The sequence below is a fragment of the Plantibacter sp. 2H11-2 genome, from assembly GCF_050031945.1.
GTDB classification, from domain to species: domain Bacteria; phylum Actinomycetota; class Actinomycetes; order Actinomycetales; family Microbacteriaceae; genus Plantibacter; species Plantibacter auratus.
Genome location: NZ_JBNBBL010000002.1, coordinates 106,407 through 130,782, shown reverse-complemented (window position 1 = coordinate 130,782; position 24,376 = coordinate 106,407). Strand labels below are relative to the sequence as shown.

26 protein-coding genes are annotated in these 24,376 nt (G+C 65.9%); 12 read left to right on the top strand and 14 right to left on the bottom strand.

Going from position 1 to position 24,376, the window contains the following annotated elements; genetic code table 11:
- Positions 1-38: 38 nt before the first annotated feature.
- From ACQG07_RS04980 to ACQG07_RS04970, 3 genes are all read left to right on the top strand, one after another.
- Positions 39-1,361 (top strand): aspartate aminotransferase family protein, encoded by a 1,323-nt coding sequence (locus ACQG07_RS04980; protein ID WP_426737607.1) that lies wholly within the window; start codon positions 39-41, stop codon positions 1,359-1,361.
- 109 nt (positions 1,362-1,470) lie between these two features.
- Positions 1,471-3,006, top strand: a complete 1,536-nt coding sequence (locus ACQG07_RS04975) for a CoA-acylating methylmalonate-semialdehyde dehydrogenase (protein WP_426737605.1) — start codon at positions 1,471-1,473, stop codon at positions 3,004-3,006.
- Between the two features lie 185 nt (positions 3,007-3,191).
- The gene (locus tag ACQG07_RS04970) at positions 3,192-3,482 is read left to right on the top strand and encodes a DUF1905 domain-containing protein (RefSeq protein ID WP_426737603.1); all 291 of its coding nucleotides are present in this window, start codon (positions 3,192-3,194) and stop codon (positions 3,480-3,482) included.
- A gap of 71 nt (positions 3,483-3,553) precedes the next feature.
- Here the strand turns inward: ACQG07_RS04970 and ACQG07_RS04965 are convergent, their stop codons facing one another.
- The 9 genes from ACQG07_RS04965 to fdhA form a co-directional block, all read right to left on the bottom strand.
- Positions 3,554-3,967 (bottom strand): hypothetical protein, encoded by a 414-nt coding sequence (locus ACQG07_RS04965; RefSeq protein ID WP_124767521.1) that lies wholly within the window; start codon positions 3,965-3,967, stop codon positions 3,554-3,556.
- A 1-nt stretch (position 3,968) separates the two neighbouring features.
- Positions 3,969-5,315: an Asp23/Gls24 family envelope stress response protein gene (locus ACQG07_RS04960; RefSeq protein WP_426737601.1), complete on the bottom strand. Its 1,347-nt coding sequence runs from the start codon at positions 5,313-5,315 to the stop codon at positions 3,969-3,971.
- Between the two features lie 84 nt (positions 5,316-5,399).
- Positions 5,400-6,002 carry a hypothetical protein gene (locus ACQG07_RS04955; protein ID WP_426737599.1) on the bottom strand — a complete coding sequence of 201 codons (603 nt, stop codon included), beginning with the start codon at positions 6,000-6,002 and terminating at the stop codon, positions 5,400-5,402.
- Positions 6,002-6,577: a hypothetical protein gene (locus ACQG07_RS04950; RefSeq protein WP_426737597.1), complete on the bottom strand. Its 576-nt coding sequence runs from the start codon at positions 6,575-6,577 to the stop codon at positions 6,002-6,004. The genes ACQG07_RS04955 and ACQG07_RS04950 overlap by 1 nt, the downstream gene beginning before the upstream one ends.
- Positions 6,574-6,927 carry a hypothetical protein gene (locus ACQG07_RS04945; protein WP_426737595.1) on the bottom strand — a complete coding sequence of 118 codons (354 nt, stop codon included), beginning with the start codon at positions 6,925-6,927 and terminating at the stop codon, positions 6,574-6,576. Before ACQG07_RS04945 ends, ACQG07_RS04950 begins: the two co-directional genes overlap by 4 nt.
- Positions 6,924-7,112, bottom strand: coding sequence for a DUF2273 domain-containing protein (locus tag ACQG07_RS04940; protein ID WP_064296821.1), 189 nt, complete (start codon positions 7,110-7,112; stop codon positions 6,924-6,926). Before ACQG07_RS04940 ends, ACQG07_RS04945 begins: the two co-directional genes overlap by 4 nt.
- Positions 7,109-7,528 carry an Asp23/Gls24 family envelope stress response protein gene (locus ACQG07_RS04935; protein ID WP_079706516.1) on the bottom strand — a complete coding sequence of 140 codons (420 nt, stop codon included), beginning with the start codon at positions 7,526-7,528 and terminating at the stop codon, positions 7,109-7,111. The genes ACQG07_RS04940 and ACQG07_RS04935 overlap by 4 nt, the downstream gene beginning before the upstream one ends.
- Positions 7,529-7,696: 168 nt before the next feature.
- Positions 7,697-8,731 carry a helix-turn-helix transcriptional regulator gene (locus tag ACQG07_RS04930; protein WP_426737592.1) on the bottom strand — a complete coding sequence of 345 codons (1,035 nt, stop codon included), beginning with the start codon at positions 8,729-8,731 and terminating at the stop codon, positions 7,697-7,699.
- Between the two features lie 323 nt (positions 8,732-9,054).
- A complete protein-coding gene (gene fdhA / locus ACQG07_RS04925; protein WP_079706515.1) occupies positions 9,055-10,275 on the bottom strand; it encodes a formaldehyde dehydrogenase, glutathione-independent in 1,221 nt (406 codons plus the stop codon).
- Positions 10,276-10,602: 327 nt separating this feature from the next.
- Here fdhA and ACQG07_RS04920 point away from each other — a divergent pair, with 327 nt between their 5' ends.
- Positions 10,603-11,118 (top strand): hypothetical protein, encoded by a 516-nt coding sequence (locus tag ACQG07_RS04920; RefSeq protein ID WP_426737590.1) that lies wholly within the window; start codon positions 10,603-10,605, stop codon positions 11,116-11,118.
- Positions 11,119-11,466: 348 nt separating this feature from the next.
- Here the strand turns inward: ACQG07_RS04920 and ACQG07_RS04915 are convergent, their stop codons facing one another.
- From ACQG07_RS04915 to ACQG07_RS04895, 5 genes are all read right to left on the bottom strand, one after another.
- Entirely contained in the window at positions 11,467-12,054 is a 588-nt protein-coding gene (locus tag ACQG07_RS04915; RefSeq protein ID WP_426737588.1) for a DUF1016 N-terminal domain-containing protein, read from the bottom strand.
- Positions 12,055-12,243: 189 nt separating this feature from the next.
- Positions 12,244-13,914: a UvrD-helicase domain-containing protein gene (locus ACQG07_RS04910; RefSeq protein ID WP_426737586.1), complete on the bottom strand. Its 1,671-nt coding sequence runs from the start codon at positions 13,912-13,914 to the stop codon at positions 12,244-12,246.
- On the bottom strand, positions 13,911-15,554 hold the full coding sequence (locus ACQG07_RS04905) for an ATP-dependent nuclease (protein ID WP_426737584.1): 1,644 nt from the start codon (positions 15,552-15,554) through the stop codon (positions 13,911-13,913). Before ACQG07_RS04905 ends, ACQG07_RS04910 begins: the two co-directional genes overlap by 4 nt.
- A gap of 522 nt (positions 15,555-16,076) precedes the next feature.
- On the bottom strand, positions 16,077-17,057 hold the full coding sequence (locus tag ACQG07_RS04900; RefSeq protein ID WP_426737583.1) for a hypothetical protein: 981 nt from the start codon (positions 17,055-17,057) through the stop codon (positions 16,077-16,079).
- A gap of 98 nt (positions 17,058-17,155) precedes the next feature.
- Positions 17,156-17,617 carry a hypothetical protein gene (locus ACQG07_RS04895; RefSeq protein WP_426737581.1) on the bottom strand — a complete coding sequence of 154 codons (462 nt, stop codon included), beginning with the start codon at positions 17,615-17,617 and terminating at the stop codon, positions 17,156-17,158.
- A 339-nt stretch (positions 17,618-17,956) separates the two neighbouring features.
- Here ACQG07_RS04895 and ACQG07_RS04890 point away from each other — a divergent pair, with 339 nt between their 5' ends.
- From ACQG07_RS04890 to ACQG07_RS04855, 8 genes are all read left to right on the top strand, one after another.
- Positions 17,957-18,556: a recombinase family protein gene (locus ACQG07_RS04890; RefSeq protein WP_426737579.1), complete on the top strand. Its 600-nt coding sequence runs from the start codon at positions 17,957-17,959 to the stop codon at positions 18,554-18,556.
- An 81-nt stretch (positions 18,557-18,637) separates the two neighbouring features.
- The gene (locus tag ACQG07_RS04885; RefSeq protein ID WP_426737577.1) at positions 18,638-18,781 is read left to right on the top strand and encodes a hypothetical protein; all 144 of its coding nucleotides are present in this window, start codon (positions 18,638-18,640) and stop codon (positions 18,779-18,781) included.
- Between the two features lie 89 nt (positions 18,782-18,870).
- Positions 18,871-19,488: a hypothetical protein gene (locus tag ACQG07_RS04880; RefSeq protein ID WP_426737575.1), complete on the top strand. Its 618-nt coding sequence runs from the start codon at positions 18,871-18,873 to the stop codon at positions 19,486-19,488.
- A gap of 437 nt (positions 19,489-19,925) precedes the next feature.
- Positions 19,926-20,534, top strand: coding sequence for a copper resistance CopC family protein (locus ACQG07_RS04875; protein ID WP_426737573.1), 609 nt, complete (start codon positions 19,926-19,928; stop codon positions 20,532-20,534).
- Positions 20,535-20,596: 62 nt separating this feature from the next.
- Positions 20,597-21,127 carry a copper chaperone PCu(A)C gene (locus tag ACQG07_RS04870; protein ID WP_426737571.1) on the top strand — a complete coding sequence of 177 codons (531 nt, stop codon included), beginning with the start codon at positions 20,597-20,599 and terminating at the stop codon, positions 21,125-21,127.
- Positions 21,124-22,362, top strand: coding sequence for a Dyp-type peroxidase (locus ACQG07_RS04865; RefSeq protein WP_426737569.1), 1,239 nt, complete (start codon positions 21,124-21,126; stop codon positions 22,360-22,362). The genes ACQG07_RS04870 and ACQG07_RS04865 overlap by 4 nt, the downstream gene beginning before the upstream one ends.
- Before the next feature lie 46 nt (positions 22,363-22,408).
- On the top strand, positions 22,409-23,866 hold the full coding sequence (locus tag ACQG07_RS04860; protein ID WP_426737567.1) for a PepSY-associated TM helix domain-containing protein: 1,458 nt from the start codon (positions 22,409-22,411) through the stop codon (positions 23,864-23,866).
- Positions 23,867-23,997: 131 nt separating this feature from the next.
- On the top strand, positions 23,998-24,366 hold the full coding sequence (locus ACQG07_RS04855) for a DUF6804 family protein (protein WP_426737565.1): 369 nt from the start codon (positions 23,998-24,000) through the stop codon (positions 24,364-24,366).
- Positions 24,367-24,376 lie beyond the last annotated feature (10 nt).

Below are 24,376 nucleotides of genomic sequence, written 5' to 3'. Positions count from 1 at the left end.
CCATGTACATCAGACGCGTCGATTGCCAGGCTGCAGGAGTGATCAATGACTTCCTCTCCGGCCTCGACAACGCCGGCGTCCGCGACGCCGACACCCAGCGCGTCCTGCACTCCTGGTCCGCCCAGAGCACGCTCAAGCCCCTCCCCATCGCGGGTGGGCTCGGCAGTACCGTGTGGGACCACGACGGACGCCACTACCTCGACTTCTCCAGCCAGCTCGTCAACGTGAACCTCGGGTACCAGCACCCGAAGGTGGTCGCGGCGATCCAGGAGCAGGCGGCGCAGCTCACCACGATCGCGCCCGCTGCGGCGAACGCGACCCGTGCCGAGGCGGCTCGTCTCATCCTGGACCGCGCCCCCGAGGGCTTCGAGAAGGTCTTCTTCACCAACGGCGGCGCCGACGCGAACGAGAACGCGATCCGCATGGCGCGCATCGCCACCGGCCGCGACAAGGTCATCTCGACCTACCGCTCGTACCACGGCAACACGGGCGCGGCCATCGTCGCGACGGGCGACTGGCGCCGCATCCCCAACGAGTACGCCCGCGGCCACGTGCACGTGTTCGGCCCGTACCTCTACCGCACCGAGTTCTGGGCGACGACGCCGGAGGAGGAGTCGGAGCGCGCCCTCCGCCACCTCGAGCGCACCGTCCAGGCGGAAGGCCCCGGCTCGATCGCCGCGATCCTTCTCGAGACCGTGCCAGGCACCGCCGGCATCCTGACCCCGCCGCCCGGCTACCTCGCGGGTGTCCGCGCGATCGCCGACCGCTACGGCATCATGCTCATCCTCGACGAGGTCATGGCCGGCTTCGCCCGCACCGGCGAGTGGTTCGCGTTCGACGCGTTCGACGTGCGCCCCGACCTCATCACCTTCGCGAAGGGCGTCAACTCCGGTTACGTGCCGCTCGGTGGTGTCATCGTCTCCGAGCACATCGCCCGCGTCTTCGACGAGCAGGTGTTCCCCGGTGGGCTCACGTACTCCGGCCACCCGCTCGCCGCCGCGAGTGTCGTCGCGACGCTCACCGCGATGGCCGAGGAGGGTGTCGTCGAACACGCGAAGGCGATCGGCGCCGACCACATCGGGCCCGCGCTCCGCTCCCTCGCCGAGCGTCACGAGCTCATCGGCGAGGTCCGCGGCAGCGGCGTGTTCTGGGCGGTCGAGCTCGTCGAGGACCGCGAGACCCGCGCACCGCTCGATGCGGCGTCGATGGGTCGGTTCAAGTCGTCCCTGCTCGAGGCCGGCCTCCTGCCGTTCATCAGCGAGAACCGCATTCACGTCGTCCCGCCCGCCGTCGTGACCGCCGACGAGGTCGCCTCGGGCATCGCGATCATCGATGCCGCCCTCGGCGAGCTGCGCCCATGAGCGGCGACCCGGACTCGTTCTGGGACTCGGTGTCGGGACTCCCGGCACCCGTTCCGGCACGACCAGCACCCAGCACCCCTGCACCCCACGACGCCCAGGAGCCCTCCGCATGACCACCACCGCCACGAGCACCACCCCCACCACCGACGCCGGTTCGCTGCCGGTCGTCCCCCACTGGATCGACGGAGCCGAAGCCCCCTCCAGTTCCGGTCGCACCGCCCCGGTCTACGACCCGGCACTCGGTGTCGCGACGAAGCACGTCGCGCTCGCGAACCAGTCGGAGATCGACCGCGCCGTCGCATCCGCCGCCGCGGCCTTCCCCGCCTGGCGCGACCTGCCGCTCGCGAAGCGTCAGCAGATCGTGTTCAAGTTCCGTGAGCTGCTCGAGTCGAAGAAGGGCGAGCTGGCGGAGATCATCACCGCGGAGCACGGCAAGGTCGTCTCCGACGCGCTGGGCGAGATCACCCGGGGGCAGGAGGTCGTGGAGTTCGCGACCGGTCTCGCGCACCACCTGAAGGGTGAGTTCTCCGAGCAGGTCTCCACCGGTGTCGACGTGTACTCCACGAAGCAGCCGCTCGGGGTCGTTGGGATCATCTCGCCGTTCAACTTCCCCGCGATGGTGCCGATGTGGTTCTTCCCGATCGCGATCGCCGCCGGGAACACGGTCGTGCTGAAGCCGAGCGAGAAGGACCCGTCCGCGGCGATCTGGCTCGCGAAGCTGTGGAAGGAAGCCGGCCTCCCCGACGGCGTGTTCACGGTGCTGAACGGTGACAAGGAGGCCGTCGACGGGCTCCTCACCCACCCCGACGTCCGCGCGATCTCCTTCGTGGGTTCCACCCCGATCGCGAAGTACGTGTACGAGACCGGCACCGCACACGGCAAGCGCGTCCAGGCGCTCGGCGGGGCGAAGAACCACATGCTCGTACTGCCCGACGCCGACCTCGACCTCGTCGCCGACTCCGCCATCAACGCCGGCTTCGGCTCCGCGGGCGAGCGGTGCATGGCGATCAGCGTGGTCGTCGCGGTGGAGCCCGTCGCGGACGAGCTCATCGCCAAGATCGCCGAACGCGCGGCGACGCTGCGGATCGGTGACGGACGCCGGAACTGCGACATGGGCCCGCTGGTGACGAAGGTGCACCGCGACAAGGTCGCGTCCTACCTCGACATCGCCGAACAGGACGGCGCCACGATCGTCGTCGACGGCCGCAACACGCCCATCGACGGCGACCCGAACGGGTTCTGGCTCGGCCCGACCCTCATCGACAACGTCCCGACGACGTCGAAGGTCTACACGGAGGAGATCTTCGGCCCCGTCCTCGCCGTCGTCCGCGTCGCCTCGTATGAGGAGGGTGTCGCGCTGATCAACGGTGGTGCGTTCGGGAACGGGACGGCGATCTTCACCAACGACGGCGGTGCCGCCCGACGGTTCCAGAACGAGATCCAGGTCGGGATGATCGGCATCAACGTGCCGATCCCCGTGCCGGTCGCGACGTTCTCCTTCGGCGGGTGGAAGGACTCCCTGTTCGGCGACACCAAGGCCCACGGCGCCGAGGGCGTCCGGTTCTTCACCCAGCAGAAGGCCATCACCTCCCGCTGGCTCGACCCCTCCCACGGCGGCATCAACCTCGGCTTCCCCCAGAACTGAGGTTCCCGGCCCCTCGGCGGCGCTCCCCGCGAGCCTGCCGAGGGGCCGAGTGCTTCCGGGGCCCTTCGACAAACGGTTCCTGAGCCTGTCGAAGGGCGGGACCAGGGACGGTCCCGCCCTTGCCACGGGTCGGACTCAGCCGCGACAATGGCCCCGCCGACCACGACCGATGAGGGGCGCCACCGATGGCCATCGAACCGACCGAGCTCGATCACCGCTTCACCGCGCCGATCGGCGTCGACGTGAAGGGCGACGTCTGGTCCTGCGTCGAGATGCCCGGCTCGGCCGAGTTCTTCGGCACCGGCAAGTCCGTCCGCGTCGATGCGACCGTCGACGGTGTCGACCTCCCGAACGTCGGGCTCATGCCGACCGGCTCCGGTGGTCACATGCTGTCCATCAGCGCGAAGCTGCGGAAGCGTCTCGGCAAGGACATCGGCGACACCGTCGACGTCCACCTCACCCGCCGCCTGAGCTGAGCACAGGAGATCCGCGCGACAGCAGGAGATCGTGAGGGAGGACCTCCTGCTGTCGGGCGGATCCCCTGTGCTCAGCCGCCCGTGACCCGGCGGATGAGGTCCTGGATGAACGGGACGACGTCCGACGCCTGGTCGACGCCCGCGAAGGCGACCGCCAGCAGCGGCCACAGCGACACGAGGAGTGCCGAGATCACCGCCGCGACGGCCAGCACCCAAGAGAGTGCGCCGTTGCGGCTGCGGACGCACCCGAGCAGGAACAGCAGCGCGAGGACGTACCCGATGAGGAGCGCGACCACGATGCCACCGACCGGGACGTTGAGCGCACCGACCGTCGCGCCGTCGGCCGCACCGATGAGCCCGAGGATCGGGATCAGCACCCCGACGACGATCAGGACGAGGAGGACGACTCCCGTGATCGCGGCCGCCCACACTGCACGCGGACGTGGGCGGGCGCCGTACGACGTGGTCCGGCTGAAGAGCGGCATGTCACTGCTCCTTCGTCGGCGCCGCAGCTTGGACGGCCGTGGCCTCGGCGGGAGCGTCCGTCACCTCGTCGACGTCAGCGACCTTCGGTGCAGGCTGGTCGTGCGTGTCCTCGTCGGCGGACTCGAGGGCGCTCGGGGTTCCGTCGACGGTCTCTGCGGTGCCGCCGTTCTGCTCGGGATCCGAAGCCAGGTCGGAAGTCGGGCCTGCGTCAGCCGCCCCGACGGGCTCGGCGCCGGCGAGGTTCGAGTCGCCGTGCGTCACCTCGTCAGCGACGGTCGCGAGCGAGTCGGCCGCGGTGGCCAGCTGGCGGGCGGCCTCGGCGAGTTCCTCCGACACGTCGTCGGAGGATTCCGACACCACCTCATCGATCGGTTCACCGGCGACGTCGCCGTCGGCCGTGAGCTCGTCGTCGGCGCCCGCGACCACGACCGGCTGCTCGTTCCTCAGCGACCGGCCGTCGGCACCCTCGGACCGGCCGGTCCGCTGCTCCACCGCGTCACTGGCCGCGTCGGCCAGGTCGGCTGCTCCAGCTCGCGCCGAGTCCACCGCGTCCGACGCAGCGCCCTTGGCGTGATCCAACGCGTCTCCGGCGGCCTCCGCCGCATCGCCGATCGCGGCACCCGCCGCGGACGTGGCGTCACCGATGGCCGCCGTGGCGTCGTCGATCGCCTCGCCCGGATCGGGCTCGATCGGGTCGAACGGCCCGTGGATGTCGGTGACCGTGATGTCGATGTCGACCGGTCCGGGGTGGCGGGCCTCCAGCACGGCCGCGACGTCGGCCCGGACCGTGTCCGCGACCTCGTCGATGCCGGCCGGGTACTCGGCCACCAGTGAGACCTCGACGCTCAGCACGTCGTCGTCGGCCAGGACGTTGACGCCGGGGACGGCGGTGCGGCCGAGCAGGCGGGTGCGGGCGCTGTCGATGGCGCGGGCCGTCGGGGAACCGAGGGCGTGCACACCGGGGACCGTCTCGGCCGTCGTGGCGATGACCTTGGCGAGCTCGTCGGCCTCCTGCTCACGTCGCCGGCCGGCGTCGAGCTCGACCACCGGTGCGTCCGCCGGTTCCGGCGAGGCCACCGGCTCCGACACCGACACCGCCGGCGTCTCGGCGGAGACCGAGTCGGACACGGCCGGTTCAGCGGTCTCCGGTCCAGCGACCGCCGTGTCAGCCGGAGCGACCGCCACAGGTGCGGGAGCGGTCTCGCCCACGTGCTCGCCGTCGTGCGATTCGATGCGGCGGACCTCGTCATCCGGATGCGCGGGCACGAGCACCGTCGGGTGCTCAGCCCGGACCTCGGCCGGGGTGGGGATGTGGTGCTGGTCCGGGTGCTTCGTGTCGTCGCTCATGCGATCCTCCTCGCACCGCGTCGGCGGTGCATCGGTCCTACTGCTGTCGATTCGGGTGCCGAGGCGGCACCGCGGGGTGTCGGGTCAGACGACCCGGTTCGTGCTGGCGAGCCGCGTGCGCAGTCCGCTGACGATCTGGATGACCACCGGGGTGGACGTCCCGAGGACGCCGTCCCACTCGTGGATGGCCGCCTCGATGTCGCGCCGCAGCTGAACGGGCGAGGCGCCGCGACGGGCGTGTGCGGTGAGGCGCAGCGTGGACTGCTTGCGGATCCGGAAGCCGGTGACGTCGACGGAGACCACGTCGGGGTTGCGCCCGATCGCCTCCTCGAGGACCTGCTCGGCGACCTTCACGTCGAGCACGACGCGACCTCCGGTCGGGGTGTCCTTCGTCCGCTGCTCGTCGACCTGCAGCAGCGTTCCGGTGTGCCCGCGGCCCTGCCGGAACACGAACCAGAGGATGACCAGGATGAGCAGCAGCGCGACGACCGCCGCGACCCACAGGATCCACGGCTGGGCGTCGATCGTGTCGTTCGTCGGTCCGACGGCTCGCTCGGCGTTCTCGCTGATCGTCCGCTGCACGTCCGGCAGGAGCGCGCCCGCGGACAGGGCCGCACCGGCCGCGAGGACGACGAGTCCCACGACGAAGATGAAGAACCGGTTGAGGAATCGATTCGTGGAGTTCATCAGGCCACCGTTCCCTTGCTGCTCACGCGGACCCTGGCGCGGAGCGCCGGCCGGTAGTCGTAGGACGCGACCTCCGCGTCCACGGCCTGCTGGATCTCGCGCTGGTCGACGCGTCGGCCGCTCGTCGGCGTGACGTCGACGCGGGCGCTCCTGGCGCCGACGCTGACGCTCACCTGCGAGGGGTCGATGTCACCGGCGTACGAGGCGACGCGGGCGAGCGACTGCGCGATCACGCGGTCGTCCACGACGGCCGCGGTGCGATCGGCGATCGACCCGCGACGCCCTTGGCGGGCGGGGGCCAGCGACAGGACGATCAGCACGAGGCCGATGATCGCCGCGACCGCGCCGATGGCGACGAGCAGCGGGGCCGGAGCGGTCGCCGCGGTGAGCACCGCGGTGACGATGTCCTTCGGTGCGATGAGGAGCGCCGGTTGCCCGATCGCGGCCAGGACCGATTCGGTGCCGAGCCAGGCGAGCACGAGCGCGAGGATGATCGCGATCGTGATCGCGAGCGTCGACCGCGGCGAGTGGGTCTCGCGACGCACCGCGCGGCGGTACAGGGCTGGGGTGCTCACAACACCCTCCTTCGTTCTTCGAGCTTCGCGCCCATGATGTGGAGGTCGACGCGTCCGATCGTCGACCCGGTCAGGTCCAGGCACCGCTCACGGATGCTGGTCTGTGCGCGTGCCAGGCGTTCGAGGACGGTTCCCGAGGTCCGGGATCCGGCGCCGAGCGGTGACACGTGGATGGGCGTGCTCGCGGTGACCGTGAGGGCCCCCTGGGCGTCGGAGAGCTCGACGGAGACCTCCGACGCCCGCACACCGAGTTCCTCCGCGGTGACGGCAGACACGACGCGACGCACGGCGCGGGAGCTGATCGTGTTGCGACCATGCACGGCCTGTTCGGCCGTCACCGCCGCGGTCACGACGACCGCCGCCCGCGGAGCGCGTCGGCGACACCGCGCAGGTCGAGCTTGCCCTCGAGAACGCGTCCGATGCCGAATCCGATCAGCATGAACAGCGCGACGAGGATCATGCTCCAGAACCCGAATGCGACGGCAGCCAGTGCCAGGACGGCACCGACGAGGATGCCGCGATCGGTCGTGGTCACTGGACGCGGCTCTCGTCAGCGTCGTTGTCGTCGTCCGACGGGATGTGGACGTCGGAGACGGTGACGTTGACCTCGGTGACGTCCATACCCACGACGTTCGAGATCGCGTCGGTGACGCTGCGACGGACGTCGTCCGCGACGCGCTGGAGGTCGACGGGGTACTCGGCGACGATCACGATGTCAGCGGCGACCTGCTTCTCGCCGACCTCGACCGAGACGCCCTGACCGCGGTCCTGGGCGTTGATGGCGTTGCGGATGGCGCCGATGGCGCGAGCTGCTCCGCCGCCGAGGTCGTGCACGCCGGGGACCTCGCGGGCTGCGATGCCGGCGACCTTCTGGACGACGCCATCGGCGATGACGTTCTTGCCCGTGGAGGTGGTGGCGGCGTGGTTCGCGGTGTCGGTGGTGTTCGACATGGTGTTGCTCCTTCGGTGGCTGGTACTGCGGTTTCGCGGTCCGGGTGTCCGGTCGCGGTGCCCGTGTTCCGGGCGACATCTATGAGACTGCGCGTCACGCCCGATCCTCACGGTCGATCTCGTTTTCGTCGCGAAGCACTCAGTTTCTGGATATTCGCGACTCGTCGATCAGGCGCGGAGGGTCTGGCTCGGGCCCTCGCCGAAGCGGTTCCGGTAGGCGGAGGCGAAGCGGCCGAGGTGGACGAACCCCCACCGCTTCGCGACCTCGCCGACCGTCGTCTCCTGCGGCGAGCTGTCGGCGAGCTCGCGCCGGGTGCGGTCGAGGCGGATGTCGCGCAGGTAGGCGGTGGGCGACATGCCGAGCTCGCGACGGCAGTGGAGCTGCAGCGTCCTCGTGTGCAGCCCGGCCGCCTTCGCCGCGTCGGCGGGCGTGATGGGCTCCGCCGCGTGGTGGTGCAGGTATTCGACCGCGAGGCGGGTGCGCGCCATCGAGGGCTCGCGGAGCGGCTCCGGCAGGTCGACCACCGCCCACGGTGCGAGCTGCAGCAGCGCGAGGGCGAGCGGTCGCTGGGCGTTCATGCGGAGCAGCGGAGGGGCCGTCTCGTCGGTGAGCACCGGGGTGGAGGCGTTCAGCGCCACGCGCCAGCGCTCGATCGCCTCGGGTGTCGGCGTCGCCTCGAGGTCGAAGGACACCGCTTGACTCGGGCCGGCGTGGATCTCGGTCGCGATGTCCTCGAGGTACGGTGCGGAGAACAGCACGGAGTTCTGCCGATGCGGGGTGAGGTGCACCGTGTACGGCCGGTGGAACGGGAGGACGAACGGGTGTCGCGGGATCTCCATCCGTTGGCCGTCGCGACGCACGATCCACCCGCCGCCGGTCGTGACCCACGAGACCACGTAGTCGGTGAGGCCGGGGGTCTCACCGGTGACGTGCCCGGTCATCGTCGCGGTGCGGAGCGAGACACGGTCGTCGCCGATCGACACCCACTGGAACGAGAACGGCTCGGAACCGCGGGTGACGGTGAAGCGGCTGCCGTCGTAGGCGCGCTCGTAGTTCTGCCGGGCGACCGCCGGGTCGTCGCCGCTGACCGTGACCCTGCGGATCGGAACCGTCGACGCCGTACTGCCCGCCCTGCCGAGCAGCGGGCCGGTGTCGGAGTCACTCTCCGGATCTGATTCGGATGCGAGGAAGGAGTGTTGCATGGTCGTCCTTGTGCGAGTGGGGGGTCTCTTCGTCGCGGGACGGGCCCCATGGCCCCGTCGGTTTCCCGCGTCATTGAAGAGACGGACCGTAAGGAGGGAATCTCACGGTTCACTCAGCAGTTCGTCAGACAACGCCGTACCGGATGCCTCGCAGCACGCGTTTCGTTGAAAACTCAGTAGTCGGGACCTCCCGGTGAGGAGATGAATCCGTCCCCGGCGCCCGGTCCCTGAGCCTGTCGACGGGCAGCCGAAAGCGCCCGTTCCGTCGTCCTGAAGCTCTCCAGACGACGCAACGGGCACTCTCGGTGATGTCGCAGTGCCGCCTACGCTGCGTCCAGATACCCGTTCGGGTTGAGGACGAACTTCTGCGCAGCCCCCGCATCGAACTCGGCGTACCCGCGCGGGGCGTCCTCGAGGGTGATCGCGGTGGCGTTGACGTTCTTCGCGATGTGGACCTTGTCGTGCAGGATCGCCATCATCAGGCCGTGGTTGTACTTCATGACCGGGCACTGACCGGTGGTGAATGACAGTGACTTCGCCCAACCGGTGCCGAGACTCAGCGACAGCGCGCCCTTCTTCGCGGCCTCGTCGATGCCGCCCGGGTCACCCGTCACATAGAGCCCGGGGATGCCGAGCGCTCCGCCGGCCGCGGTGATGTCCATGAGCGAGTTGAGTACGGTCGCCGGGGCTTCATGACCCGCGTCACCGCCGTGGCCACGAGCCTCGAAGCCGACGGCGTCGACCGCGCAGTCGACCTCCGGGACACCGAGGATCTGTTCGATCTGCTCCGCCGGCTCGCCCTTGGTGAGGTCGACGGTCTCGCAGCCGAAGCTCCGCGCCTGGGCCAACCGGTCGGCGTTCATGTCGCCGACGATGACCGCAGCGGCGCCGAGGAGCATGGCCCCGGTCGCTGCGGCGAGTCCGACCGGTCCCGCACCTGCCACGTAGACGGTCGAGCCGACGCCGACGCCCGCCGTCACCGCACCGTGGAAGCCGGTCGGGAAGATGTCGGAGAGCATCGTGAGGTCCATGATCTTCTCGAGCGCCTGGTCGCGGTCCGGGAACTTCAGGAGGTTCCAGTCGGCGTAGGGCACGAGCACGTACTCGGCCTGGCCGCCAACCCAGCCACCCATGTCGACGTAGCCGTAGGCACTGCCCGGGCGGTCGGGGTTCACGTTGAGGCAGATGCCGGTCTTGCGCTCCTTGCAGTTGCGACAGCGACCGCAGGCAATGTTGAAGGGCACCGAGACGATGTCGCCGACCTTGATGAACTCGACGTCCGGTCCGACCTCGACGACTTCACCGGTGATCTCGTGTCCGAGGACGAGGTTCGGCGGTGCCGTGGTGCGGCCGCGGACCATGTGCTGGTCGGAGCCGCAGATGTTGGTCGCGACGGTCTTGAGGATGGCGCCGTGGGGGACTTTCCGGCCGACGTTGGCCGGGTTCACCCCCGGTCCGTCCTTGAGTTCGAAGGTGGGGTAGTCGATGTCGATGACCTCGACGACACCCGCTGCTTTGTAGGCGACAGCTCTGTTACCTGACACGTGATCCTCCTTGATCGCGGGCGCCCGTTGTGGGGCACCCTGTGTCTGCTCGACCCTATCCCTCCCCTGCCGCGAGCGGCAGTCCCCCGGTCCCTGAGCTTGTCGAAGGGCCGCGGTCCCCGAGCCCCCTGTCGCTCAGCACCTCCGTCAGTCCCCGAGAACACCTCCGCCGGTCCCTGAGCGCACCTCCACCGGCTCCTGAGCGCACCTCCACCGGTCCCTGAGCGCACCTCCACCGGTCCCTGAGCCTGTCGAAGGGGTTGTGCAACCTTCATGTCAGCGCCCACCCCTACGCTGGTGGAGCAGACCCCGAGGAGAGCACCCAGCATGAAGAAGACTCCCTTGGCGTTGCTCGTCGCGCTCCTTGCAGCCGTCGTGGTCCTCGTCGCGACGCAGGTCGACGGCGGGATCGTGTTCGGCGAACCAGGATCATCGACGCCGACATCCGTCGCGCCGATGCCCGCGGCGGTCAGCCCGAGCGCGCGGGCTTCGCTCGAGGCCGCCGGCTTCGCTGTCGTGGACGCGTCCGGGCAGTTGATCGTCTCGGCCGACGCCGTCGAAGACGCGCTGGCCGACGTCGACACCGCGACCCAGGTCGCCACCGGGTACGACCGGGACCTGTTCGGTCAGCGCTGGGCCGACATCGACCGGAACGGCTGCGACACCCGCAACGACGTGCTGGCGCGCGATCTCATCGACGTCACTTTCAAGCCGGGGACCCGCGACTGCGTCGTCCTGACCGGCGTGCTGCACGACCTCTACACGGGGTCGACGATCGACTTCCAGCGCGGTGAGCGGTCGAGTCAGCTCGTGCAGATCGACCATGTGAAATCCAGTACTTGAACGCCTTTTCCACACGGAAAGCCAGGTCAGAGCGTCACCGGCATGCCGGTGACGACTCGGGCCTTGGAACCACCGCTCGTTGCACGCTGCGAGATACGGTTCGTACCGCTCGTGCCGAATGCGATCTCGCCGCGTCATGAGCCGAGTCATGACACCAGCGATACGCAGGCTATTGCCCTGTCGGGGCACGAGCGCGAACCCGTCGCCAACAGCCACAGATCGTCGTGAGCGGGAGCAGAGGAGGCCGGTAAGGCTATACGCGAATGGTTCTGCCGCAGTTGCTGCACTTCATGAGGCTGTGCTGCGTGACTTTCACTCCGACAAACGTGTGGCGGCAGTATGGGCAGGTCAGCGTGGGGATTGAAACCATGATTGAGACTCCTTTGTCCGTGCCGGCCCAGGCGGGCCAGATTCAGGACGACAGTATCCGTGACCACCGACCAGCACCCGGCCGAACTTGGATGGTGCCGCTTCGAAACGCTCGTGAGCACTCGTCTTGATGTGGTACTCAAGGACGTTCCTGGACCGACCCTGGGCTACAGCCTTGTCGGCGTACCAGGCGCGCAACGCCGGATCCCCGAGTCGATCCAGAAGAACCGTGATGTGTCCCCCCGGCAATTGCGCAACAGCCTGTTGCACAATTCTGTGATCCGACCACGCCACCGCGAATGCGCGCATGTATGACAGATCCCGGGACGAGAACCCCTTCATCTCGGGGAACGACGCGCGAAGGTCGTCAGCGAGTCGACTGATGACCCTCGCGCCCCACCCTTCAGTCGCCTGGCGAGCCGCGATCGTACGGCCAATGCGCCAATACAACTCCACCAGTTCGGTGTTCGCTCGCCGCTGAGCCTTGAACCTCGCCGCATGAACCTGCTGCTTGATCTCAACCAACGTGGCGGCGTACGAAGACGGCTCGGGAAGTGAACCGGACATCGCTCCCGTCTGGCCCAACCAGCAGCTCCTCGAACCCGCGATCTACGAATGGCATGTGCTCACGAATCGGGGAGATCGTGCAACGACCTGTTGCACGACTCCCGCGAAGGACAGCAGGCCTCCAACAACCGCGAGCTGTGTATCACGGCTGATAGGTAGTGCCACAAGGAGGTGGACGGCACGAACCTGTCAGCTTGGCAGTTCCGGCATCCTGGCGACATGGTCCAACAATCCGACTTGATCAGTTACGAGCCCGGTTCTCACCTCGTTGACCCAGGGACTGACTGTCGTCGGGTAGGGTCGACCCTTCTTTGAGATCAGTGAATCTGCTCGACTGAGCACTACGCCGTGTCTAGCTCGGGAGAGCATCACGAGAAGTACGCGGTGTTCCTCGTCGATCTCGGACTGCTTCTTCGCGAAGAAGCTAGGGATGTTGCCCTGTTCGAACCCCGGAATGAAGACCCAGTCAAATTGCTGGCCCTTTCCGGTGTGTGCGTTGAGGAGATGAACGCCAGGTCCTATGGCGGTATCTCCTTCGTCAAGGACACGAAATTGCTTGAGGGCATCTCGGACCGATCCGGTTTCGGCGGCCAGATCTTCGAGATGGTCCAAGGCATCAGCCACGTCTGCAGTGGTGTCGACGTCAGTGGCATCTATGCGGGCGAGTACCTCAGTCTTGAGCGACTCGATAGATGGGTTCCCGCCAAGTCGGGTGGTGGCGGCATTAAGTAGTTCGATGACCCGCGCATCATCGACAGCGAGGTCCCAGCGTGTGGTGGGCAAGGAGGACACCGCGAACACTGCATCGATAGGCTTGCGGCGCCAAGCTGATCGACAGATTACCCCGATTGTGGCGCTCGGGCGTTTATCTAGGATAAGCGCCGACGCCTGTTCGATGAAGGCGGCCTCTTCCGATCCGGTGGAAAACTTGGCACCGGCCGATATACCTTCTTCGAACCAATCGGCGGGGTTGTCCGGTTGAAGGGCTTGACCGCCAAGCCCGACCGAGACTAGGTTCAGCAGCTTGAGCACTCTGGGTGAAGATCGGTAGGAGACACCGAGGTCGACGGGCTCACCGCTGATCTTCCGAAGCCGTCGCTCCACGTCGATTGGTCGAGCTCCTGTCCAGCTGTAGATGCCCTGGAGCGGGTCTCCCACGAACGTGCGGCTTTGCTCGCAGCTGCGAAGCGCCAGATCGAGTTGCTGTGGCGAGAGATCTTGAAACTCATCAACCAGCATGGCGCCGTAGTGCTTACGGTAGAGAAACGCGATCTCTGGCACCCGAATCAGTCTTTGCGCATGTCTGAGTAGGTCATCGTAGTATAGCTTCGCGGCTTTTTGCCGGGCCGACTCGATCTCGATGGATTGCGAAATCCCGTGTAGTGCAAGTGCCTCAAGTACATCACTGTCGTCGCGCGGGCGCTGCTTTGCATCACGAAGATCCTCTCCAATGCGTCTACTCAGCTCCCCGGCATCATTCTCGGAGAGTCCATCGAGCAAAGGAGCAATTGCATCTGACTGTGACCGCTTGTCCGGCATCGCAAAGTGCGGATCGAGCCCGAGCGTCCGCCCGTGCGCCCTGACAATCTCCGCCGCATGCCCGTGGAAGTTATGAATGCTGACATATTTGCGGGTGCGTTCAGCTCCGAGAATTTCGATGAGGCGTCCTGTGAGATTTGCCTTCGCTTTATTCGAGAATGTGAGTGCAAGAATTCTCTGGTTCGGACTGAGCATGGGGATCAGAAGCGCTGCTCGCCGAGCAAGTAACTCCGTCTTACCGCAACCGGGCGGAGCAATGACCAGAAGGTTCTGCGCGGTGTGTGCGACCGCTTCGTCGTAGGCACCAGTTACGGTCGTCACTCGGCCACGAGTGTTTCCAGTCGGGCGAGCAGTGCCGCGACGCTTTCGAGTTTCGATGCTTCATCGGCAGTCAAAGCCTTTGATACGGCCAGAGCAGCAGGTACCTTGCGGCTTCCTGATCTTGTACTTGACCGACAGAATTTTGCCAAGGCTGGAGCACCGACGTCGAGAATGCGGACCGCTGCGCACGAGGAGAGAATCGCTGACTGGTCCGCAACGTGTGCCGAGATGAGCATCTCAGCGACCCGCGCGGCGCCAAGCGAGCGGCAGTATTCGTCTTCCAGGTCGGCTTTCGAGATGAATACGGTAGTACCGACGACGTTTTTCGGCTTGCCCCCGACTGCCCCGACCCAGCGTGGGCTTTCGGCCTCGTCGACGAGCCCAAGTACGTGTACGTTGAAGCCATGAGGGCCGAGCAACTTATAGACCGTCGGAAAGTTCTCTGCGCCCCCTAGTTCAAAAACGATCGCTCCGATCCGGTCCAGTGATAGGCCGCGTGCTCGGGCGGCCGCTTCGACGATAAGGCGGTCAGCTATGCCCTCGACGACAATCGCGAAGCGCGCAGTGAGAGCTTCGAGCATGCGTGGTGACCACCAGTGAGCCTGTGTGCGTTCCTCGATCGAAAACCTAGTCGAATCGATTTGGTAGCACGCTCCATCCGGGCTTACAGCGACCACTTGTGTCGGGTCAAACTTCTGAACGATGTAGGGCGAGTGAGTGACAAGAATTTTTTGATTCACTTTTTGAGTGAGCAGCTCCGCCACAGTGCGTTGGCTTGACGGATGAAGGTGTAACTCAGGCTCATCAATCGCGATGACATTCGCTGCGCCTTCGGCGAGATCGAATAGCGTCATCGAAATCAGCTGACGAATGCCGTCGGATTGTTCCGAGAGTGCCGCAAAGTTCCCTTCTCGTGCGAGGTACATGGACACGTTCTCGAGGACGGACTTGCTGGGGTCGGCTGAGGTTCGGATCGACAGCTGCTCTGCTTCTATCTCCTTTGGCATCGAGCTCGAGAGGTGCTGCGCCATGCCCCTCCTTAGCTCGGTGAGGGCCGGGCTTTCGCTGAGCTTGTCGTTGAATGAGTCCAGCAAACTGCTGAAGGTGGCTTTTTCGTCACCTAGTTCGGACTCAACCGCGCGCAGCAGGACTTGGACGGCACCATCGCGGCCGTCGAGGTGATTGGCCGAAGAGGACCGAACGGCGGGAAGGTAACGCCATCCGAATGCAGCGATCTGCTCGCGCGTTGGAGATCTCACTTCACCTCGTCCCGGGCACCATCTGGAAATTAGGACAGACTCGGCGTCTTCCGGGTCAATCAGGACCTCCAGTCGGACATCGAGTGATTCCGAACTATCGTCTGGGTCGATGTCGATCTCGCGATGAAAGAGAACACGCTCTGCGTCCGAGAAAGACCCGAAGGACGCCGACACGACGAGTGGGCGACCAGGCGCCTCCAAGTCATCGACGGAAAGATTCTGGTACAGCTGTGCAGTGCTGCCCAATACGAGGTTCAGGAGACGTAAGAGGGAGGTCTTGCCCACATCGTTAGCACCGACGATGACAAGGTGGCCTCGAACTGAAATGTCCAAGTCGCGCAACCGAGCGTAGTTCTCTACGCGAATTTTGGTTAAGCGCACGGCGACTCTCCTCCGCGGTGCCTGACGAGACAGCGCTGTTCAGTGATGACGAGATCGATGGATTCGGTCACATACACATGATGACAGAGCGCCGACGACCGAGAGGATCAATAGTCCATGTATCCCTGAATCTCTTACAGGCCCTCAGGTTTGTGTCTTGCAAGACTAGGGTTCGAGTCGTCCCATGGTTCGCGCCCTCAGCACCGGCCATCTTCTGGTCCGAACGCGTCGCTCAGCCAGTCCGTCCTTGGACGGCTGGTTCTCATCACCATGTAGCGCAACTGCCTGGCCAGGATCGGACGCACATCGTTACTAGCGAGACACCACGCTGGATCTAGAACACTGAGCAGAAACTCATGGGTGACACAGGCGCTGATGGTCTCCGTCATGACAGCGGACCGACAATTGCTGGACCTATCGCTAGTCATTGCCCTGTCAACAGAGAGACGATTGCCCTACGCCCAGATCCGCGCCTTCGCCGCAGCCTCAGACGTCTTCCCGTGGGCTGGCGGGCACGAACTCCTACATGGCTGGACCGGATCCGTGAGAAGGGAAATCCAGTCCTGCGAGGCGTTCAGGAGTGCTCGGGCGACGTGACCCGGCTGGGACCCACGCGATCTCAGGTCGAGGCTGGCGGGCGATGGGCACAAAAGCCAGTTCCGCCCGCCGGCTATCGGACTCTGCCCGAAATCCATCAGCGATTGCGTCCCAGCCCCTTGATTCACCTGTGCAGTCGTATTCGTACAGGGCGACCTCAGCCCGAACGAACGTCTGCAGCATGCGTACTCGATCGGAGAAGCGTTGCTCGGCCCAGAAGGGTGATGCCGACCACTCCTCAATATCGGGATCGATGCCCATACGTGGGTTGACCCGAATCGACGCTGCTGGATTGTCGACCCGGATCCGGAACAGGTCACAGTATCCATCGCGGAAGACTCGCTCGCCCCAGTCCAGGTGGGCCTCGTGGGCGCCATCGACCTCGACGACGGGTTCCATGACGGCGACTCTTGCAGTAGCGACCGTCATTCGCCGATGCCGATCGATTCGGGCGAGTCTGTTGATCCAGCCCAGGAAGTTCGTATCAGGGTTCGGTGAGCTGAATGGCTGCATCTGCAAGAGCATGGATCGCTGGTGGTCAGCCAACGGGCGTAGCCGCCGCAGATTCGCCTCCCACGCTTCGCGACTGTCGTAAATCGGATACTGGAGCTGGCTTTCTGCCGGCGGCGGGTCCTGTCGAGACGTGTGGACAGCAGTCGCCCAGAGGAGCGAGTCGAGAGCGCTGCGGAGCTCGAAGAGCCATTCGCCGAAGACGATTGACAGCTCAGGAGGGACAGGACTCGCCTGACTGACTCTCAGAGTCCATTCGCCGTACCCGGTGGATAGGAGGGCATGGTCGAACGGATGGGGCTCGAGATACTCGTTCCATATGTGTGCGAGCTCCTGCGAATGATCAGCGGCCCTCGAGACTTTGAGATGTGCTGTGTCGAACTCTGCGGCGGGCATGCATCGAATGCTAGATGGAGCTACCGACGCGATGACTCGTCCTCTCCACCTGGATGGCTTCGCCCTACCGTGCCGGCCCGGACTGCGGCAGTAGGTACTTAGCTAGTGAGTTGGAGGAGATCGCGGCGAGATGCGTTGAGCGCGAGCTGCACCTTGATCGCTTCCTTCTTGTAGTCAGGCATCTCCGGATCTGCCAGCAGCTCCCGCAACTGCTCATCGGAGCTGACATGGCTCGCCCAAAGTTCGGGAAGCCGATCGGGGCCAATCGCACCGATCAAGGTGAGCGCTTCGGTACCCATGCGCGCGGACTCCGCGCGGTCGCTTGATCCTCCTCGGTTGTAATTCTCGAGAAGTCGCTGGAGCAGCTCCTGCTCGCGGAACAGCTGCTGAAACTGATTGCCGCGGGCGGCGATCATCGCAGTGTTTCGCCTGTCCATGGCTCCGAGCACGATTGCCACCACCCCGGTGGCCAGAGCTGCGAGTATGGCGACCACGACAGCGGCCGTCGCAGCTAAGACGGTGCCCGCTTGAATCCAGAGACTCGCTTCGTCGATCGTCATGATCGAGACCATACCGTCGCCATCAGACAGAACTACGCAGCGCCCGCAAGCCGATCCGATAACGGGCACGAAAAGTGCCGGCGAGAGCCGTTCCCAGCAACACTCCGTATCCCGTCGACCCAGCACCGTGACAGCGCCCATCGAGATGTTGAATCTGACTCCCGACGATGTGTGTCATAAAAGTACAGGTTTGCGAGACATTCGGCCCGTTGAAAATCGCGGCAAGCTGGAGCACGAAAATCCACGGATCTCGCAGCCGGCCACTTGTCTCGAAAAGTCGTCTCACGACGTTGCGTGTCTCAACGACCTTCGCGAGGGTTTCTGAGACATGCTTACGCCATGAGGCAGATCGGATACACCAGAGTCAGCACCGCGAGCCAGGACGCGCAGCTGCAGCTCGACGCACTACTCGACGCCGGCATCCAGAAGCGCGACGTGTTCGCAGACGTGACCTCCGGCAGTAAGACCGCAATCGAACGGCCCGGAATGACGAAGCTGCTCGAGTATGCCGAGGCCGGCGACACTGTGATCGTGTGGCGTATCGACCGGCTCGGCCGATCCCTCATCGACGTCCTGAACACCGTTGAGCTCTTGCGCGGCCGCGGGATCCACGTGCGATCGCTCTCGGATGGGATCGACCCTGCTACGTCGACGGGCCGACTGATGCTCCACATGCTCGCCACCCTGGCCGAATATGAACGCGAGCTCATCGTCGAACGCGTGAATGCCGGCATCGCCGCAGCACGCGACTCAGGCACCCGCTTCGGGCGCCCGCCTGTGAACCCCGACCTCGTCGCGGAGAAGCTCGTCGTCGTCGCCGATGCTCGCAGTCGTGGACGTACAGCTGCGGAAGCCGCTGCGCTCGTCGGCTGGAGCCGCGCAACGCTCTACCGTCATCTGACCGGTTCCGCGAGCGAAACTTCACGCTCGGAGGTTTGAAGCGGCTCGCGTTTCGACAATGAGTTCTGAGAACCGGACTGACTATCGGATGCTCAGAAACGAGCGTTTCCGACACCAGCCATGCTGGTCGTCGAACGCATGAACGTCGGCTTCGCGCGCGGCGGCGATGCCGGCACCCGCTTTGTCGCCCACCGGCGCACCATCGACGTCGCCCATTCCCACGGCCGAGTTGGTGGCCTGCACGTCACGCACCGCAAGCTCTGAGGCGGCTCCAACCCGGCTGAGATGTTCGGGGCTCACCGGGCCCCCTCGCGGAACATCCACAAGGTGGCCGCGTCTGCGACAATTGACGCATGTCGTCTTCCCGCTCGACCCGCACCCTTCGTGGTGTGGTTGCGGCGGCGTTTTCGACGTTTATCGCGCTGTTGTCGCACATCGCCGGCGGGGGTTCAATGCCCGGCATCCTCGGCATCGTCGTGCCGCTGATGTTTTCGACGTTCGTCTGCGTTCTGCTCGCGGGCAGACGGCTGTCGATCGTCCGTCTGTCGCTGTCGGTCGCGGCGAGTCAGGTTCTGTTCCACACGCTCTTCGTGCTCGGTGCCGCCCAGGGCAGCACATCGATGGCCATGCCGAGCAATCATCTTTCCCACGGAGCGTCGGTCACCCTCGATGTGTCATCGATGCCTATGACGCACGACGGGCAGGCCGGTACCGGTATGTGGCTCGCCCACATGGTCGCCGGCCTGGTGACCATCGCCGCGCTTCACCGAGCAGAGACGCTGCTGGTGACGGCCGGAGCAATCAAGGAGTTCGTCCTCGCGCGGCTGGTGCCCATGGTCCTTGCGGCCCAGGCATTGCCGGAGCTTCCCGCACGAGCGATGCTGCGCACTGATGTGCCGATCCTGCGGCCACTCGGGGTATATCCGGAGATAACCGCATTGCGCGGACCTCCGGCGCCGTCCTTCCTCTGAAGTCACCGCACGACCTCGCTGAGCTACGCGCTCGGTCGACATTGATGCGTGCGCGCAGAACACCTCATCGACGACTGTCCTCGACTGATCGTCGCCCGGTGTGTCGGCAGAGTGCCATCATGTCTGCCGCCCGTTCCTGCCGCGGCAAGCCCTTCATGGGTTGCCGCAAGGTCGCCGGGTGAAGTAAGCGGCGGATTTTGAGCCAGTCGGCCACTCAACGATCAAGCGGTCGGCGGCATCGTGTGGAGCGTCGGCGGGATACCAGCAGTCCCCGTCGCCTCGTCGCCCAGTGGGTGCGCGATGACGCATGCGCCACGAGACGCTCCGACCGCCGAACGGACCACGACCGGACGGTGACGATGACGCGCAAATGACCGACGACGCCGCCCTCCTCCCTGCATCAACGTCCATGACCAGGCCCCTCGAAAGGACCACCCGTGACCACCCACGCACCAACCCATCTGAGTCGCCTTGCGCTGCTCCTGGCCGCATGTGTCCTCGCCGTCGCAGGGGTACTCGCGTTCAGCGCTGCGCCGGCATTCGCGCACGACCAGCTCCTCGCGAGCACACCGGGCGACGGTGCGGTGCTCGACGTTGCGCCAACGGAGGTGACCCTGCAGTACTCGGAGAGCGTGCTGACGATCGGCGCGATCGTGCTGCTCGTCGATCAGGATGAACAGAACTGGATAACCGGCGAACCGATCCTCAACGGCTCCGACGTCACCGCCCGCATTGACGGCACCCTCCCGACCGGCGCCTACGAGGTCCGCTGGCGCGTCGTCTCCACAGACGGCCACCCCATCAGCGGGCTCATCCCCTTCACCGTCGGTGACGCAGCCCCCGTCGATCGCGCACCCGCGACGTCGACACCCTCACCCAGCGCGGCAGCCACATCCGATACGGCAGGCCCCGCAGGCGACACCGCGCCTCTCCGGCCGGTACTGATCGGCATCGGTGGCGCAGCGATCGCCGTCCTCGCGTTCTGGGCGTTCACCGCCTGGCGCAAACGCCGCCCATCAGCCGCGTCCGGAACCAGATCAGAGTGACGACAAGCCCACCGCACTTCCAGCATCCCATTCAGCGGCATCTCACCACGAAAGGCATCACCATGCACGCACGCACCACCAGCAAGCTCCTCGCCCTCACCGCAGCGGCGGTCATTGCCCTCACCGGCTGCAGCACCGCCGCCGGCAGCAACGCCGAAACCAAGCCAGCCGGCGAATCCGTCACCATCGAGAACGGTTGGGTCAAGGCCGCCGACGAGGGCATGTCCGCAGCGTTCGGGGAGCTCGAGAACAGCAGCGACCAGGACGTCACGGTCGTCTCAGCGACCACGAAGGCGTCGAACATGATCGAGCTGCACGAAACGGTCGAGAACGAGTCCGGCGAAATGGTCATGCGCAAGAAGAGTGGCGGCTTCACCATCCCCGCCGGCAAGAGCCTGACGATCGAACCCGGCGGCAACCACATCATGCTCATGGACCTCGTGAACCCCATCAAGGCGGGCGACGAGATCACCTTCACCCTCACGTTCTCCGACGACTCCACCTACGACTTCACCGTCCCGGCGAAGGACTACTCCGGCGCGAACGAGAACTACGAGGGCGAAGACATGGACATGGGCGGTGACAGCAAGTGACCGAACCCCAGACACCCGAACCTAGACGGTCTGGCGTCAGTCGGCGAGGGCTCCTCTTCGGAGGGACCGTCGCCGGCCTCGGCGCCGCAGCGGCCATCGGTGCCGACGCTCTGCTCAACCGTGGAGGCGATGCACCCGCGACCACCGAGACCGAAGCCGCGTTGAACGGCGAGGAGACCGTCGCGTTCTACGGCACCCACCAGGCCGGCATCGCGACCACCCCACAGGCCCACGCCACCTTTATCGCGCTGGACCTGCACCCGGAGACCGATCGCGATGCGCTGCGGCGCATGATGCAGATCCTCACTGATGACGCCGCCCGCCTCACCCAGGGCCTGCCCGCTCTGGCCGACTCCGAACCGGAGCTCGGCACCGTCCCGGCCCGTCTCACGGTCACCTTCGGATTCGGACCCGAGTTCGTCACCCGCGCCGCGAACACCTCCGCGAGGCCCACCTGGCTCGGCCCACTCCCCGCGTTCACCATCGACCAGCTCGACCCGGCCTGGAACGACGGTGACCTGCTCCTGCAGATCGCCGCCGATGACGCCTTCACGGTCGCCCACGCGACCAGGATGCTGCTGAAGGACACCCGCAGCTTCGCGACCGTCCGCTGGACCCAGACCGGGTTCCGACGCGCCCACGGCTCCGAGAAACCCGGTACGACCATGCGGAACCTCTTCGGACAGGTCGACGGCACCACCAACCCCGCGCCCGACGGTGACGACTTCGCCGGACTCGTCTGGAACACCGAAGGCTGGCTCGCCGGCGGCACGAGCTTCGTGCTCCGCCGCACCCGCATGAACCTCGACAAATGGGACCGTCTCGACCGTGGCGGCCGCGAGCAGTCGGTCGGACGAACGCTCGCCAACGGCGCACCGCTCACCGGAACGCAGGAACACGATGAACCGGATTTCGACGCGAAGACGAGCATCGGCTTCCCTGTGATCCCCGAGTTCTCCCACATTCGCAGGGCCCGTTCCGAGAACACCGCCGAGCGCATCTACCGGCGCGGCTACAACTACGACCACGCACCAGTCGGCGCCGAGATCTCCAACAGTGGACTGTTGTTCGTCTCCTACCAAGCCGACGTCACCAAGCAGTTCGTGCCCATCCAACGACGCCTCGACGAACTCGACCTCCTCAACGAGTGGACCACCCCGATCGGTTCCGCCGTCTTCGCGATCCCACCGGGATGCGCTGAAGGCGGCTACATCGGCGACACCCTGCTGAGCTGAGCCAGCTCGCACCCGCCGACCCACCATTCGCAGAACAGGACACCGCATGACCACCATGACCCGGCCACCAGTGGACGAACCACACGCCGACGGACCACCCCAGAAACCGGACCGCAGCCGAGGCTGGTTCCCACAGCTCCTGCTCCGCCTCCACTTCATCGCCGCGATCTTCGTCGGACCGTTCATCCTCGTCGCGGCGACCAGCGGCGCGCTCTACGCCCTGACCCCGCAACTCGAGCAGCTCGTGTACGCCGAGCAGCTCCACGCGCCGGAAGCCGACGAGTATCTGCCGCTCGCAGACCAGATCGAAGCTGCGAACACGTACACGAAGGACCAGGACACCATCGTCGCCGTGCGCCCCGCGCCGAACCCCGGCGACACCACCCGAGTCATGTACTCGGGAACCGGACTCGGCGAGAGCGAGACCCGCGCCGTGTTCGTCGACCCGGCCACCGCCCAGATCCGCGGCGACCTCACCGCCTACGGCACCAGCGGAGCCCTACCGCTGCGCACCTGGATCGACCAGCTCCACCGCAACCTGCACCTCGGCGAGGTCGGACGCCTCTACAGCGAACTCGCCGCCTCCTGGCTCGGCATCATCGCCCTGGCCGGCCTCGGCCTCTGGATCGCCCGCATCCGCAAAGCCCGCACCAACAAGGACTTCATCCGCCCCAACAACCGAGCCAAGGGATACCGGCGCATCCTCTCCTGGCACACCTCCACCGGCATCTGGCTCCTCGTCGGCGCACTGTTCCTCTCCGCCACCGGCATCACCTGGTCCCAGTACGGAGGCGGCAACGTCGGCACCCTCCGCGCCGCCTTCGACTGGTCCACCCCATCCATCACCACCGACCTCAGCGGCGAATCCGCGCCGACCGATGAGCACGCAGGGCACAGCGGTGGCGTCGCACCCAGCTCCGATATCCCAGCATTGACAGCGAACCCTGCGACATTCGACGCCGTGCTCTCCATCGCCCGCGAGGTCAACGTCAACACGGGTCTCGTCGAGATCAAGCCACCGGCCACAGCCGGAACGGCGTGGGTGGTGCAGGAGATCCAGCGCAGCTTCCCGACCGAAGTCGACGCCGTCGCCGTCGACGGGCAGACGATGCAGGTCACCGACCGGGTCGACTTTAAGGACTTCAACCTCGCAGCGAAACTCACCCGCTGGGGCATCGACACCCACATGGGCTCCATGTTCGGCCTCCCCAACCAACTCATCCTTTTCGCCCTCGCGTCCGGGATCATCGCCATGGTCGTCTGGGGCTACGTCATGTGGTGGCAGCGACGGCCCACGCGCGAACCCCACCGCATCGTCGGCCGTGCCCCGGCACGCGGAGCGCTCCGCCGTGCACCCTGGTGGGGCATCGTCGCGGTCCTCGCCGTCGCGGCCGGCATCGGCACACTCCTGCCACTGCTGGGGCTCAGCCTCGCAGCGTTCGTTGTCATCGACGTCCTACTTGGACTCCGGCACCGCACTGCGGCGGCTGAGACAATGGGCTGAGCTGCAATGCAGCCCTTCTTCATCATGCCGTTCGGCCCATCGCCTGAGCTTCCCGTTTTGGTCGAACGAGTTCGACATGACACACGTTCCGACATGCTCCTCTTCACTCCACTGCTGCCTGAGAGATCTACATGACTCACAAATCATCCGTACGCCTCGTGCGGCCCACGTTCATTCCTGGAGTGCTCGGCGCGATCGTGCTGCTCGCGGGATTGGCGCTGATCGGCACCGACTACTCCACCCCTGTCCTGTATGTCGTGTGCATCCTCGCGCTGATCATGGTCGTGATGGTGGTGCAGGCGCGCCGTATCTTCTGGGCAATACCGCTCATCGCGGTCGCCGCAGTCTGGAATCCGGTCTTGCCCTTGGACATCCCGGAGACGCCGTTCCGGATGCTCCACATTGTCGCTGCTGCCGTGCTTTTGGCGGTCGGCATCTTCATGCGCGTGCCGGAGGCTACCGAGCGTTCCCTCGCCACCGAGGAAGATGAGGATCGCTGACTTCTTGTCG